Raw genomic sequence first — 1,277 nt, forward strand, 5'->3', positions numbered from 1 at the left:
CGTACCCGACGTACCCGACGTACCCGACGGCGGGGGAGCGCACCCGATGAGCGTGGCGGACCGGACGGAGCGGACGGGCCGGGTGGAGAAGACGGACCGTGGGGAGGCGGTGCCGGCGCGGGCCGGGACGTTCCGGCGGCGCCGGCCGCGGACGCTCGGCGAGGTGGTGACCTCGGCGCACGGGGCCGGCGGGAGCGCGTCGGCGGAGCTGATCGAGACGGTCTTCGTCGACGTCTTCCGCAGTCCCGCGCTCGACGTCCTTGGGGACGGCGCGGTCCTGCCGCTGCCGTCGGGGGAGTCGCTGGCCTTCAGCACCGACTCCTTCGTGGTCCGGCCGCTGCGCTTCCCCGGCGGCTCCATCGGTGACCTGGCGGTGCACGGCACCGTCAACGACCTGGCGATGACGGGGGCACGGCCGCTGTGGCTGTCCGCGGCATTCGTGATCGAGGAGGGCTTCCCCGTCGACGAGCTGCGCCGCGTCGCCGAGGACATGGCCGAGGCGGCGCGGGCCGCGGGCGTGGAGGTGGTGACCGGGGACACCAAGGTCGTCGACGCCGGCGCGTCCGCCGGACTGATCATCACGACCGCCGGGGTGGGGCTCGTCCCGCCCGGCCGGCAGCTGTCCGCGCGGCGGGTGCGGCCGGGGGACCGGGTGCTGGTGTCCGGCACGATCGGCGAGCACGGGATGGCGGTCATGCTCGCCCGCGGCAACCTGGCGATCGACGCCGCCATCCGCTCCGACACGGCGGCGGTCGACGCGCTGGTGGAGGAGCTGCTGGCGGCGGCGCCGTCGGCACGCTGGCTGCGTGACCCCACCCGCGGCGGGGTGGGGACGGCCTGCAACGAGCTGGCCCGGGACACCGGCCTCGGCGTCCTGCTCGACGAGTGCTCCGTGCCGGTGCGCCCCGACGTGCGCGGCGCCTGCGAGCTGCTCGGCATCGACCCGCTCCACGTCGCCAACGAGGGCAGGTTCCTCGCGGTGGTGCCGCCCGAGCAGGCCCCGGCGGCGCTGGCCGCGCTGCGGGAGCATCCGCTGGGCCGGTCGGCCGCGGTCATCGGGGAGATCACCGATGGGCCGGCCGGGATCGTCGCGATGCGCACCGCCCTGGGCGGCACCCGGATCGTGGACATGCTGGTCGGCGACCCACTGCCCCGCATCTGCTGACCATGCCCCCGCCGTCCTGCCGTCCTGCCGTCCCGCCGTCCCGCCCGCCCGTTGCCGTCTGTGTCCTGTCGGTCGGTCCGTCCTTTTTCGATGATGGGAATGAGTGTGGAAG

1 protein-coding gene is annotated in these 1,277 nt (G+C 75.5%); it reads left to right on the plus strand.

The annotated features are described in order from the left end of the window. The first annotated feature begins 46 nt into the window (after positions 1-46). The gene (gene hypE / locus AC5LUJ_RS23705) at positions 47-1,165 is read left to right on the plus strand and encodes a hydrogenase expression/formation protein HypE (RefSeq protein WP_250281349.1); all 1,119 of its coding nucleotides are present in this window, start codon (positions 47-49) and stop codon (positions 1,163-1,165) included. The last annotated feature ends 112 nt before the right edge of the window (positions 1,166-1,277 follow it).

The organism is Protofrankia sp. CiP1_Cm_nod3 (genome assembly GCF_982290655.1).

Excerpts from the sequence above, each read along its gene's own strand:
- hypE (WP_250281349.1), top strand. The coding sequence starts at position 47 with ATGAGCGTGGCGGACCGGACGGAGCGGACGGGCCGGGTGGAGAAGACG.